Raw genomic sequence first — 12,950 nt, 5'->3', positions numbered from 1 at the left:
ATTTTTCGGGAGAAGAATACCTTATACGAACCTGTCCAAAATCAGGACACCGAAAAGTCCTGCCGTTCCTACTATCGTTTCCATGACTGACCATGATAACAACGTATTCTTTATACTTAAGTTGAAATACTCTTTAAACATCCAGAATCCCGCATCATTTACATGGGAAAACATCAGGCTGCCGGCCCCAACGGATAATACCATCAGGTTGGGGTTTACATGTCCCTGTAACATCAGCGGGGCGATCATGCCAGCCGCTGTAATGCCGGCAATAGTGGCAGAACCTACACAAGCCCTGATGATCGCAGCGGTTAACCAACCCAGTACCAATACCGGAATATGCCAGGACTGCATCGCATTGGCAATTTCCAGACTAACGCCACTATCTGCCAGCACTTGTTTCAACGCGCCTGCTCCCGCAATGATCAACAGGATCATGGCGATGTCTTTGATCGCCTCTGCATAAATACCCATAATCTTCTTCACGGGTCTTTGCTGAAAAACGCCCAATGAAAACGTGGCGATCAGCAAAGCAAACAACATTACGACCGTGGCATCGCCTGCAAATAATATCCAGCGATGAGTGGTTTCATTCCCTCCGCTGAAAAGATGAGCCAGTAAGGTAGTAATTATGAGCAGGAATACCGGCAACAAAGCTGTCATAAAACTATTACTTTTTCCAGGCAGCGGGGTGTCATTAACTTCCTGCTGCTGAAATAAGCTCGATGGTGTGGAGGGCATATATTTCAGGTACCGGGCCAAGAACGGCCCTGCCAGCAGCAACGCCGGGATCGCCACAGCCAGTCCATATAACAGCGTAAGCCCCATGTTGGCATTAAACTGTGTTACCAACGCAGTAGGTGAAGGATGCGGCGGCAGAAACCCATGCGTAATTGATAAGGCTGCCAGTGTAGGTAATCCAATATATACCGCAGGCAATTTATACTGGTACACCACAGAAAAGATCAATGGCACCATCAATACAAAGCCAACACCATAAAATAATGGAATACCTATGATAAACCCTGCTATCAGCAATGCCCACTGCATATACTTTTCTCCGAATACCTGCATTAGCGAGTTAGCAATCTGCCTCGCAGCGCCGCTTTCTGCCACCAGTTTACCCAGCATAGCACCCAGCACTATGATGATCAGCAGTCCTCCTACGGTGTCGCCTATACCCTTTTGCAACGAAGCCGGAATCTTGTCCGCCGGCATGCCCAACAATAAAGCCGCCAGCACGGAAACTATCAGAAAGGCAATAAAAGCATTCAGCTTGCCCCAGGTTAGCAAAACTATCAGCACGCCCATGCATAATAATACAATCAAAAAAGACATAGTCAACAAAATAGCTTTTTAGCGGTTAGCTATTAGCTATTGGCTGTTAGTAACAGACGTAACATGTATAATCTCCGCTGCATTTACTAACAGCTAACAGCTAATAGCTAAAAGCTTAATCAATATTGATTTCATCCACCAGTAACTGGCTGTTTCCTCCTGCGCCATACTCGCCGGCGGGGATCACTCCTTTATTACGGGCCAACACTTTTATATACCTTGTTTTCACCGGCTTCACAGGCAAACGTATTTCATTGATACCGTTTACCGGGAAAGAAGTGGCAGTTGCCAGCGGCGTGAAATGTACCCCATCTGCAGACACTTCAAATTCGAGCGCTGTTGGAGGCCACATTTTCTGCCAATGATAGTTCAGGCAATTAGCCCCTACCTGATGAATCAATTGTTCACTGCCCAGGTCAATCACTGCTTCGAGGTCACGGTTGCTGAAACCCAGCCACTGTTGGTCGTTATAGCGATTCGATGCTGCAATACCATTCACCAGTAAGCTGGCCTTGCCGGTGTATTTTGTATTGGACGCCTGCTTTAAAGTAATGCGGGCACCGGTGGCTTTATTTATTGAAAACGACTGGTGAAATAGTCTGTTGGTGCGCTGATGCGCTTGATACAAAACTGCTTTGATCGTACTGCTCTTTGTCAGCAATATTGGCTTTTTGTAAATACTGCTTTTCGCTCCCGGCATGCTGCCATCAGTGGTATAACGAATAATAGCGGTGCTGTCAGAAGAATGCAGAGAGATGTATAGTTGTCCTTTTGCCAGACTGTCTGCCATATAATTGATTTCCTCAAAATTACGGGCAGCATTGATGTGCAGTTGTTGCAACAATGGCTGCTGCGCTTTAAGACGCTTGCAAAAATCAGGATAATCCCTCACGGATGACTGCGACCAGGCCCTTTCTGCCATGGCCAGCATGCGGGGAAAAATCATGTATTGCGCCTGCTGCACCGTATTCAGGTATTCACTCCATACCTGCCCCTGCATACCGGCAATATAAGGCAGCAAAGTGGTGTCGCCGGCGGCACGCAAAGGATCGTAGTCATATACTTCTTCCAATGGCGTATATCCTCCTGCGGCAGTTTTTTCTTCCGGATATAAAGACTGATAATGATCAAAATACAATTCATCTTCAGGTGTCATGATCACATGATGCTGCTGCTTAGCGGCTGTTACGGCACCTTCCACTCCTCTCCAGCTCATCACGGTAGCGCCGGGCGCGAGGCCACCCTCCAGTATTTCATCCCAACCTATTATTTTCCGTCCTTTACTGTTGATGTATTTACCGATTCTCCGGATAAAATAACTTTGTAATTCATGCTCGTCTGCCAGGTGTTCCTGTTTTATGCGGAGCTGGCAGGCAGAGCAATGCGCCCATCTTACCTTCGGGCATTCATCACCACCTATATGGATATACGTAGATGGGAATAATACCATTACTTCATCGAGTACATCCTGCAGGAAGGTAAAAGTGCTGTCGTTGCCTGCACAGAAAACATCATCAAAGATGCCCCAGAACTGTGCTGTTTTATAAGGGCCTTTCGTACATCCCAGCTCAGGATAAGCCGTGAGGGCGGCGAGTGCATGACCAGGCATTTCAATTTCCGGAATCACGTTAATGTGTCTCGCAGCGGCATAGGCCACCACTGCTTTTACTTCTTCCGTGGTATAAAATCCACCATATTTCTTTCCATCAAACTGATGGGGCAATTCTTTTTTGTGTCCTATCATCGTCTGATTGCGCCAGGCGGCTACAGATTGCAGTTTGGGATACTTTTTTATTTCAATTCGCCAGCCCTGATCATCCGTCAGATGCCAGTGAAAATTGTTGATCTTATACAGTGCCAGCTGATCTATAAACTGTTTGATAAAGTCTACCGAAAAGAAATGACGGCTTACATCCAGGTGCATACCCCGGTAACCGAAGCGGGGATAATCACGTATCACAGCTCCTGGTAAAGCCAGTGTCGCAACACCTTTGCGTTGCCACAACTGCCGTAAGGTGGCAATACCATGTATGATGCCGGTAGCATCGTACGCGGTGATGGTCACCTGTTCTTTTGTAATGTGCAGCAGGTATTCCTCCGGCTGTTTTACCAGGATGGTATCCGTATGCAAAACGATACAGTTGCTCCCATTCTTCAATGGTAATGCCTGGCCGTTGGCTGGCAGCGTAACTGTTGACGGCAGCGCCTTCCCGGTTTGTTCCAGGAAATATCCCTGCAGCAGTGCGGCGGCGCCTTCATTGCCCGGATCCGCCAGCAGTTGGGTATGCGGGGTGATAAAAAAGCTGTCTGTGTTGTAAGCTGCTGTTACCGGCAAAGGAATCAAGGCTGCCTTTGCGGCAGCCTCTTTCCTTTGTGACATCGTTATGTTACAAACACCTGTCAGAATGAATACAAGCAATAGTTTTTTCATAATTATTTATCCCACCAAACTCTGGTTGTTAATAAATCTGCTCCCTGTCTGCTGACAGCCTCGCGGTAATGCGCGCCGTTGATGCCCTGTTCCGCTACTGAATAAGGTAAACGACGGGGAATAGTACCTCCGGTAGCATTACCAACATAGTTAACAGGTGTCAGTACAGGGAAACCGGTACGTCTCCAGTTCGCATAAGCTTCCTGTTCGTCCAGGAACAATGCTGCCCAGAACTGCGTATGGATCTGATTCATCTGTGCATCCACCGTGCCACCTGCATTAAACGGATGGTCTGTTACGTATTTATCGATCTTGGTGCCGGATATTACACCTGCCGGACCAAACAGCGACCAGTTCTTTAATGCAGCCGTTACGCCATCTTTATAGAATTGTGCTTTATCACCGGTAATCCAGCCACGTAAGGCAGCTTCGCTGAGTAATAAATTGGTTTCTGCGTTGGTTAATAACAGCAAAGGTGCTGCGTTATTTAAGACAGTCGCCGGATTCGGCTCGGAATAAGTAACAAAATCTGCTGTTTTTTTATCCGTTCCGTTGGGCATTCCTTTCTGAATAGCAGCAGCCGTATCTGGCTTATTATTATTCCACACTACGGATACTACGCCCAACCGTGGGTCATTGTTCGTTTTCAGAAAATCAATCCATGTCTTGCTGTATTTACCCCACTCGATGTTATCTGCACCATGGGAGTTCAGGCTGTAATCCTGTCCTACCAGCTCAAAAGCCACCGGGTTATTATTGTAGATCTGCGGACCATCACTATATGCCAGTACGGCATTGTCTGTTCCGTTCAGGATTACACCACCGGCAACTGCTTTCTGTACCCAATCCTTCGCTACTACTTTTCCGTCCGTTACTTTGCTGGTACGCATCGCCACTCTCAGCATTACGGAGTAACCGAATTTCTTCCACTGGTCTACATTTCCCTTGAATAAAAGATCCGCAGGACCGAAAGTAGCCTTAGTGGCATCAAATGCTTTGATGGCTTCATCCAGCTCTTTCAGCATGTCTGCGTAAATATCAGACTGCGCATCATACTTTGGTAAAAACACACTGTTCTTTCCCTGTGTTGCTTCTGAATAGGGTACGTCTCCGTAAAGATCAGTAATACGCTGCATCAGCAATACTTTCCATATCCGGGTGGCCGACAGTTTATTTACGTTATCTCCGGCAATAGCAGGATCTTTCAACGCTGTGATAATTTCCTGCAGCGTGAGAATGGCATTCGTGTAGATATAACGGTAGTAAAAGCTCTGATAAAAGTCATTCACCGCATATTTATCCCCTGCACCTGACCCGCCGATTTCTTTGGCAATGGAAAAGTGCTGCACATAATTACCACAGTGCAGGTAAGAAGTGTAGAAATAAGCCCTGTCGTATACCAGGTTACCTTTCAACAGGCTCTGGGTAAAGAGAAAGTTGACGTTAGGCTTGGTAGAAGCATTTGGATTTGTATTTAATTTTTCAAATCCTTTATCACAGGATGACAGTCCCAATACTGCCCCCAGGAGTAATATAAATTTATATCTGGCAAATCGTTGCATGAGTAATTTTTTAAAGAGTGAACTACAGTTTTACCATCAGGTTGATACCATAACTCCGGGTACGTGGTACACCGAACATTTCAAAACCTTGTGCATTCGAATTGCTGAAGGCAGACTCAGGATCCACATTCGGTGTGTTCTTGTACAGAATGAAGAGATTCCTTGCAACGAACGAAACGGTGGCTGACTGCACTTTCGCGAAGGCCAGTGTGCTCGCTGGAATGTTGTAGCTGATGACTACCTGTCTTAATTTAATGAAGCTCGCATCATACACAAATTTCTCAGAGATATTCTTGAAGTTGTCATAATACTGCTGCAAACCGGTGCTGTAGGTAAACGTTTTGGTAAAAGGCTTATCATCTGTGTCCACACCTGTTACCGTTAATCCGTTTTCTCTGCCTGGCAGGGTAATTTTATTCAATCCAAAACGGGTAGCATACAGGTTGGTACCGGAATAAACATAACCACCAAATTTACCATCGATCAGGAAGCTCAGGTTAAACTGTTTGTAGCGGAAACTATTGGTAATACCGCCAGTCCATGGAGAAATACCTGTTCCCAGATCTTTTTGCTCGGTTACTTCGTAGCCATTGTTTTTATTATAGATGGTTTGACCTTGCGCATTCTTCTTGGCACCGAATCCTTTGATCATACTATAAGGCTTGCCTACTTCTGCAAAAAGGAAAGCATAGCTGTTTACCGCCGCATCCAGTTGCAGTTTATCAAGACCATCATTCAGTTTCAGTACTTCGTTTTTATTATAGGCCGCATTAAAGCTCACTTCCCAGGAGAAATCTTTCTTCTTAACAGGTGTACCTGAAAACATCAGTTCAATACCCTTATTACTCATTTCACCTACGTTCAGGTAAGCAAAGTTGTACCCTGAGCCAGGAGAAATAGCTGCCTGCATAATATCATCGGTTGTTTTACGATCGTACACCGTAATGTCTGCCGACAGTCTGTTGTTCAGGAAACGACCTTCCACACCCAACTCTATAGTAGTAGAGGTAAATGGTTTCAGATCCTGGTTAGGCGCAATCAACAAACCGGAACCAACACCATTTGTTTGTGTAGGTGTTTGCAATGGCTGACCAAGATGTCCACCACCAGGTACCATGCTGTAGGTTTGGTTCAGTGCATAAGCCAAAGGTGCACCACCACCTACCTGTGCCCAGGAGGATCTTATTTTTGCATAATTTACCCAGGATGGCATTTTCACCGCTTCTGACAACAGAAAACTGGCGCCTACTGAAGGATAGAAAATGTTATTCTTTTTAGGAGACAGCGTAGAGAACCAGTCATTACGCCCTGTGGCTGAAATGAACAACAGATCTCTGAAAGACAGATCTACTGATCCGAATACCGAGTTGGTTGCCTGGCGCTGGTTAATATTTTTAACGCTTAAATTCTTCACATTGGACTGGTCATAAAAACCAGGTTCAAAGAAGCCTTTACCGTCAAAAATGATGGCATCAGATTTACCTTTGCGCTGGTTACCACCAGCCATGGCCGTCAAACCAAAGTCTCTGCTCAGCTTAGCCTGGTAGTTCAGGGTCAGTTCACTATTCGTTTCTGTGATAGCGGTGCTTGATTGCGCATAAAATCCATCAGATGCATAGGCAGTACCGGAAGGAACTACACCTACATAACCTGCATTCGTATAGTCATGGTTTACACGACCACGGATGAACAGGTTATCCAGGAGATTATATTTGATGCTCACATTACCGATAAAGCGATTGCGGTTATCATTGTTCTCGAATTTGTTGAGAATGAAATAAGGATTGCCGGCAAAGTCAGAAGGGTTCCATTTTACTTCATTACCATCTTTATCATAGCCTGGGTTCATATTGCGGATATCCACTGTGTTGGCCAGCATATAAGTACTCCAGTTCAGGTTACCGGGTGCATCAGATACGCCTGTTCTATTCTCTGCTTTTTCTACATTGTACTGTGCATATGCTTCTACGGTGAGCCTTTTGCTCAGGTTGGAGTTGACGCTGGCAGAAAATATCTTTTTGTTCAGATGCTGATTAGGAACCAGACCATGGTTATTCATGTCTGACAGGGAGGCGCGGAAAGTAGTGCTTTCGTTACCACCTGAAAAAGAAACCGTATTGGTAAAGGTGTTACCGGTTCTGTAAAAATTCTTAATGTTATTCTTCTGTGGAGAATAAGGACGACTTACACCGTCAAACTGCACTACATTGCTTCCATCCATTTTAGGTCCCCATGACAAGCGACCAGCGCTGATGGCAGATGATTTATCTGTTGGCTTGGCGCCGTTCTGGCCGGAACCGTATTCATATTGCCACTCAGGAAGAATAGCAGGAGTTTCTGCGGTAAAGGTGGTGTTGTAATCCACGCCGATACCTTTTTGTTTTACGCCTTTCTTGGTAGTAATCAGGATAACGCCGTTGGCAGCACGGGCGCCATAGAGCGCAGCAGCAGGACCACCTTTCAGTACAGTAATGGATTCAATATCATCTGCATTAATACCGCCGATACCATCACCACGATCACTGTTCAGACCAATGGCACCGTTGCCGCTGGCGGGAACACTCTGTGTGGTATTGTCAATAGGCATCCCGTTGATTACATACAGCGGCTGGCTTTCTCCATTCAGAGAACCAGTACCACGGATGGTTACGCGGCTGGAACTACCTGGGCCGGCAGCAAGACTGGCAGAGTTTACGCCGGCAATTTTTCCGGTCAAGGCATCTGCCACATTGATTTCACGTGCCTGGGTAAAATCGCTTCCTTTTACTTCTGTAACTGCATAGGCCAGTGCTTTTTTCTCCTTTTTGATACCCAACGCCGTTACTACCAATTCTCCCAGCGCTTTGGAAGCCAGTTCCAGCTGAATGTTGATTTGTGTTTGTCCGGGTGCTACTTTTACTTCTTTCCTTTCATACCCTATATAACTAACGGCAAGGGTAATATCTGCCAGATGTGTAGCAGGAATACGCAAGGTGAACTTTCCTTCTGCATCAGTAACAGCACCCACTCCTTTGGCAGATAACAGGGAAATAGTGGCGCCAATAATTTGTTGTCCATCCGGACCTTTTACAGTACCGGAAATGGATGATGGCTTGTTGGCAGATGTCTGAGCTTTACTTCCAAGACAAAACAATAAGCCGACTACAGGCAAAATCAGTTTTGTGAAAGTTGTCAGTTTTATGACATTTTTCATCATGGGTGGTTTGGTTGATAGTTCTTTCAAATAATGCGGAAATACTGCTCTAAAATAGACAATAGATTTATTTTTGCAAATTATTTGCAAATAATAATTGCAAATTATGCACCTACAAGAAATCATTAATATAATAACTAATTGATTATTAATATTTTATTAATTTATAGTTTTTGCAGAAAAATTATTTCTTGTAATAAAAGTGCAAAATCAGGGATGAACCTATATTTTTGCGCTAGTATTATTTTACCCGGCAGTCCGAATCTTTGCAAATGCTGGGATTTTTAACTATCATCACCCTTTGAATCGTCGCAACGCTATGGATAGTACTAACACGCAGGATCAGCTTCCTCCTGTTTCACTCACTAAAAAAGCGAGGAAGCAGTTAATTATACAACAGGTGAACATCCACACCCGTATTACATACACCGAACTGGTTGGCCTGATCAATGTGTCAGAAGATACCATCCGGCGCGATGTAAATGAGCTGGCGGATGACGGGGAAGTAGTGAAGATCAAAGGGGGCGCCATGTCTATTGCCTACCATTATGGTCATGAATCACAGACCTATGCACAGAACAATAAACTGGTGATTGCAGAAAAAACGCTGCAGCTACTCTGGAATGATATGATTGTACTGATTGGTGGTGGTACCACCATCCGGGAGTTCATTAAAAAGATTCCGGCTACCCTGCGCGCTACCTTTATTACGGTAAACGTACTCACCGCAGTAGAACTACTTGATAAGCCGATGATAAAAACGATTGTGATTGGCGGACAAATATCTGCCTATAGCCAGATGACAGTAAGTGGGGAAGTATTTGAATATCTTTCCAACATCAAAGCAGATCTCTGTATCATTGGTACCAACGCAATAGATCCGGTGAATGGCTTAACAGATTCGGATTGGGAAACCATACAGGTAAAAAAAGCCATGATCAAAGCCACCGATAAAGTAGCAATACTGGCTATTTCGGAGAAATTGAATTCTTCTATGAAGATGAAAATAGCGGACCTGCAGGATATCCATTATCTGATTACAGAACTGCCTGCTGATAGTCCTGAGCTGCAGCCTTACAAGGCTAAAAACCTGACCATCTTATAAAAACAATTGCTCCTTATAAACAACATTACAGGGAGCAATTATCAGGGCTTCCATATTATTTCGCCGGCTTCTTATCAAAAAAAGAAGCCGGTTTTATTTTATCATATTCCACTACACCGGTTTGTTTCGCCCAATCGAAATAAGCGGTAGACAGCTCATTCACCACCTGCGTATTTTTTCCTGCTACATCGATGATTATTAGTTTTTAAACTTCTTTGTTGCAATGCCGTCCAAGATCACGAATAAGCACATTAAATCATGAAAAAGGTCATCATCGCCTTACTGTTGTTAGCAGCAGTAACGGGAACCGGATCTACCACATATGCGCAGGTAAGTGTTGGCGTATCCATCCGGGTGGCTCCTCCTCCATTGCGGGTATATACCCAACCCCCTTGTCCGTACGACGGATATATCTGGACACCGGGTTACTGGGCGTATGGACCCGCAGGTTATTACTGGATACCGGGTGTATGGGTGCGGCCACCGCGTGTAGGCGTGCTCTGGACCCCAGGTTACTGGGGATTTGTAGGTGGCATTTATAGCTGGCATGGTGGCTACTGGGGTCCTCACGTAGGATTTTACGGCGGCGTTAATTACGGCTATGGCTATGGCGGATCCGGCTTCTATGGCGGTATGTGGCGGGGCAATGCCTACCATTACAACACCGCGTATTCGAATATCAATACCACGGTCATTCATAACACCTACGTAAATAATACTTATATCAACAACAGAACGGTTGTCAATAACCGCAGCAGCTTCAACGGACCCGGTGGCATTAACGCCAGACCCGGCCGCGAAGAACAGGTAGCCATGCGTGACCACCATATACAAGCTACTTCTGAACAGTTATCGCACGAACAAAGGGCTGGACTCAACAGAAACCAGGTGGGCGCCGAAAATAACGGACATGTGGGCAACCACCAGGCGAGACAGGGAACCACGTTATCTGATGGGAACCGTGGAGGTGCACAGCAAAATCATATTAATCAACCTGGTAATGCCGCAGCGCAAAACCATATTAATAATGTCGATCGCGGCAACCATTTCAATAATGCTGGCGGCGAACAAAATCATTTTAATGCGACCCGGGGAGAAAATCATTTTAACAACGGTGGTGGCAATCGCCAGGTAGCGATGCAACACCAGCCACATTTTTCACAACCACATATGTCAGGCGGCGGTATGGCCCGCGGCGGCGGTGGACGTGTTGGTGGTGGCGGTCACGGTGGTGGCGGACATGGAAGACATTGAATACCCTATTCATTTCATCCAATGTAAAAAAAAAGCTGTCTGCAGGGAGCACCTGGCAGACGGCTTTTTTATGAATGCTGATGTCAGGTGATGATCACGTAACATCCTGCAACAACGCCGATCTTCCGCCGTCGAGCAAATAAGTGGTTCCCGCGGCAAAGCCACCATAGTCTCCTGCCAGGAAAACGCACCAGGCGCCAGCCTCTTCAGGCGTACCAATCCGTTTCACCGGATGCAGTTGCTCGGTACGCGCCCGCTCAGCCACCGGATCCGGGAAAGAAGCAAACCATTGTTGGTTGCCCGGTGTATCTATAAATCCAGGTGCCAGTCCCACTACTCTTATAGCTGGGCCCCATTCAATTGCCAGCACCCTTACGAGTCCCGTTAATGCTGTTTTGGTGACATTATAAGGGAAGCATCCCGGCAACGTGGCATTGGCGTGATTAGAGCTGATAATGATAATGACACCCTGTCCGCTCGCTTCCAGATAAGGACGGCAAAGTTTACACAACCGCCAGTGCGCCGACAGGTTCAGTTCCATATTTTGCTGCCACATATCTTCTGAGCAGTTGGCCGCACCTTCAAAGAAATTGGCACCGGCATTGGACACGAGGATATCCAGGTGCCCCCAGGCAGCTAATACATCGGCTATCCAGCCGGCCTGTTGCGTGGCATCGGTGACATCTGTTTGCGTGTACATACCTTCTGCACCTGCTGCCAGCAGGTCGCTGAGGAAAGCCCGGGCAGCAGGACTATCGGCTGTTTCCAGCCCACAGCCTGCCACCTTCGCACCAGCCACCCCCATCATCTGCGCAATGCCTTTCCCTATTCCGGAGGTTACTCCGGATACCAGGACTACCTTTCCGGCTAATGATATTTGTAATGCCATAATTTATTAAACATAAAATCCGGGACGGGGTTGCAAAATGCCCGGATGTTTTTCCATTTCTGCTTCTACCAGGTCTACTCCCAGGCCCGGACGATCTGACAAATGCAGATGCCCGTTACTGATCATGTCTTTGATAGGATGATCGATCACCGTATCTCTCCAGGGTACATCATTAAACATAAACTCCTGCCGGAAGAAATTAGGCACCGAAGCACATACATGCGCACTGGCGATGGTAGATAAAGGTCCGTTAGGATTATGCGGCGCCAGCAATACATTATATGCTTCCATCATGGTAGCCATCCGTTTCATCTCTGAAGGACCACCACAGCGGGTGATATCAGGCATAATAATATCGCATAGCTGTTTCTCCAACACCTGCCGGATCCCATGACGGGTATAATGCCGCTCTCCCACACAAATGGCTACATTGCCCGGTAGCCGCTCCCTTACAGCTTTCAGGGTATCCGCACTTTCAGGACCTACCGGCTCTTCGTACCAGGTAATATCCAACGCCGCCAGTCGCTGCGCCATTTTCACGGCTACCCTGAAATTCAGCATAGCATGGGTTTCTATCATGATATCAAACTCCGGACCTACCGCATCACGCACGGCCTTGCTCACATCAAATGCCAGGTCCTGCTGCGCCACGCTGAGGTTCAGGTTGGAAGATAAGTCCTCCCCATAAAAATAATTGACATGGGCGAAAGGGTCAAATTTCAACCCGGTAAAACCGGCTGCTTTTACCTGTAACGCCTGTGCTGCATAGTCTTCCGGTGTATGTGCCCCACCCGTGAACCAGTAATTGGCATACAGCAAAATATCTTTACGGAAAGCACCACCCAGCAATTCGTAGCAAGGCACCCCCAATACTTTTGCTTTCAGATCCAGCAGGGCCATATCAATACCGCTGATGGCACAAAGACTCGCACCATAAGGACCTATCCAGTTCAGGTCACGGTAAAGTTTGGTCCAGATAAAATCTGTACGCATAGGATCCATCCCGATGATGCGCTCTCCTACATGTTTGGCTGCATGATATACAATGGGGCTGCCCGGCCAGTTGGTGGCTTCTCCCACACCGGTATAGCCTTCATCTGTGTAAATTTTCAACAGGGTCCAGTTGTACTTCACCCCTTCTACCAGCCATACCTTAACATCAGTTATTTTCATGATAC

General features: G+C 46.3%; 8 protein-coding genes. 2 read left to right on the top strand and 6 right to left on the bottom strand.

Annotation, left to right across the window (positions count from 1 at the left end):
- Positions 1-21: 21 nt before the first annotated feature.
- The 4 genes from AB4Z08_RS22810 to AB4Z08_RS22795 form a co-directional block, all read right to left on the bottom strand.
- Entirely contained in the window at positions 22-1,338 is a 1,317-nt protein-coding gene (locus tag AB4Z08_RS22810; protein WP_441576099.1) for a gluconate:H+ symporter, read from the bottom strand.
- Positions 1,339-1,453: 115 nt separating this feature from the next.
- Complete coding sequence (locus tag AB4Z08_RS22805) at positions 1,454-3,769, bottom strand: glycoside hydrolase family 20 protein (RefSeq protein WP_441576098.1); 2,316 nt, start codon at positions 3,767-3,769, stop codon at positions 1,454-1,456.
- A gap of 2 nt (positions 3,770-3,771) precedes the next feature.
- Complete coding sequence (locus AB4Z08_RS22800; protein WP_441576097.1) at positions 3,772-5,331, bottom strand: SusD/RagB family nutrient-binding outer membrane lipoprotein; 1,560 nt, start codon at positions 5,329-5,331, stop codon at positions 3,772-3,774.
- Between the two features lie 22 nt (positions 5,332-5,353).
- Complete coding sequence (locus AB4Z08_RS22795) at positions 5,354-8,524, bottom strand: SusC/RagA family TonB-linked outer membrane protein (RefSeq protein ID WP_441576096.1); 3,171 nt, start codon at positions 8,522-8,524, stop codon at positions 5,354-5,356.
- A gap of 301 nt (positions 8,525-8,825) precedes the next feature.
- Between AB4Z08_RS22795 and AB4Z08_RS22790 the strand changes: the two genes are divergently transcribed.
- Complete coding sequence (locus tag AB4Z08_RS22790) at positions 8,826-9,629, top strand: DeoR/GlpR family DNA-binding transcription regulator (RefSeq protein ID WP_441576095.1); 804 nt, start codon at positions 8,826-8,828, stop codon at positions 9,627-9,629.
- A 258-nt stretch (positions 9,630-9,887) separates the two neighbouring features.
- Entirely contained in the window at positions 9,888-10,883 is a 996-nt protein-coding gene (locus AB4Z08_RS22785) for a YXWGXW repeat-containing protein (RefSeq protein WP_441576094.1), read from the top strand.
- A 94-nt stretch (positions 10,884-10,977) separates the two neighbouring features.
- Here AB4Z08_RS22785 and AB4Z08_RS22780 read toward each other — a convergent pair whose 3' ends face one another.
- Together AB4Z08_RS22780 and AB4Z08_RS22775 are read right to left on the bottom strand one after the other, a co-directional pair.
- Positions 10,978-11,772: an SDR family NAD(P)-dependent oxidoreductase gene (locus AB4Z08_RS22780; RefSeq protein WP_441576093.1), complete on the bottom strand. Its 795-nt coding sequence runs from the start codon at positions 11,770-11,772 to the stop codon at positions 10,978-10,980.
- 6 nt (positions 11,773-11,778) lie between these two features.
- Positions 11,779-12,945, bottom strand: a complete 1,167-nt coding sequence (locus AB4Z08_RS22775) for a mandelate racemase/muconate lactonizing enzyme family protein (protein WP_441576092.1) — start codon at positions 12,943-12,945, stop codon at positions 11,779-11,781.
- Between the last annotated feature and the right edge of the window lie 5 nt (positions 12,946-12,950).

This window comes from Chitinophaga sp. RAB17 (assembly GCF_052114225.1).
Classification (GTDB): domain Bacteria; phylum Bacteroidota; class Bacteroidia; order Chitinophagales; family Chitinophagaceae; genus Chitinophaga.
The sequence above is the reverse complement of the archived record's forward strand: the minus strand, read 5'-3'. Positions and strand labels throughout refer to the sequence as shown.

Excerpts from the sequence above, each read along its gene's own strand:
- AB4Z08_RS22775 (WP_441576092.1), bottom strand. The coding sequence starts at position 12,945 with ATGAAAATAACTGATGTTAAGGTATGGCTGGTAGAAGGGGTGAAGTAC.
- AB4Z08_RS22805 (WP_441576098.1), bottom strand. The coding sequence starts at position 3,769 with ATGAAAAAACTATTGCTTGTATTCATTCTGACAGGTGTTTGTAACATA.
- AB4Z08_RS22800 (WP_441576097.1), bottom strand. The coding sequence starts at position 5,331 with ATGCAACGATTTGCCAGATATAAATTTATATTACTCCTGGGGGCAGTA.
- AB4Z08_RS22810 (WP_441576099.1), bottom strand. The coding sequence starts at position 1,338 with ATGTCTTTTTTGATTGTATTATTATGCATGGGCGTGCTGATAGTTTTG.
- AB4Z08_RS22785 (WP_441576094.1), top strand. The coding sequence starts at position 9,888 with ATGAAAAAGGTCATCATCGCCTTACTGTTGTTAGCAGCAGTAACGGGA.
- AB4Z08_RS22795 (WP_441576096.1), bottom strand. The coding sequence starts at position 8,524 with ATGAAAAATGTCATAAAACTGACAACTTTCACAAAACTGATTTTGCCT.
- AB4Z08_RS22780 (WP_441576093.1), bottom strand. The coding sequence starts at position 11,772 with ATGGCATTACAAATATCATTAGCCGGAAAGGTAGTCCTGGTATCCGGA.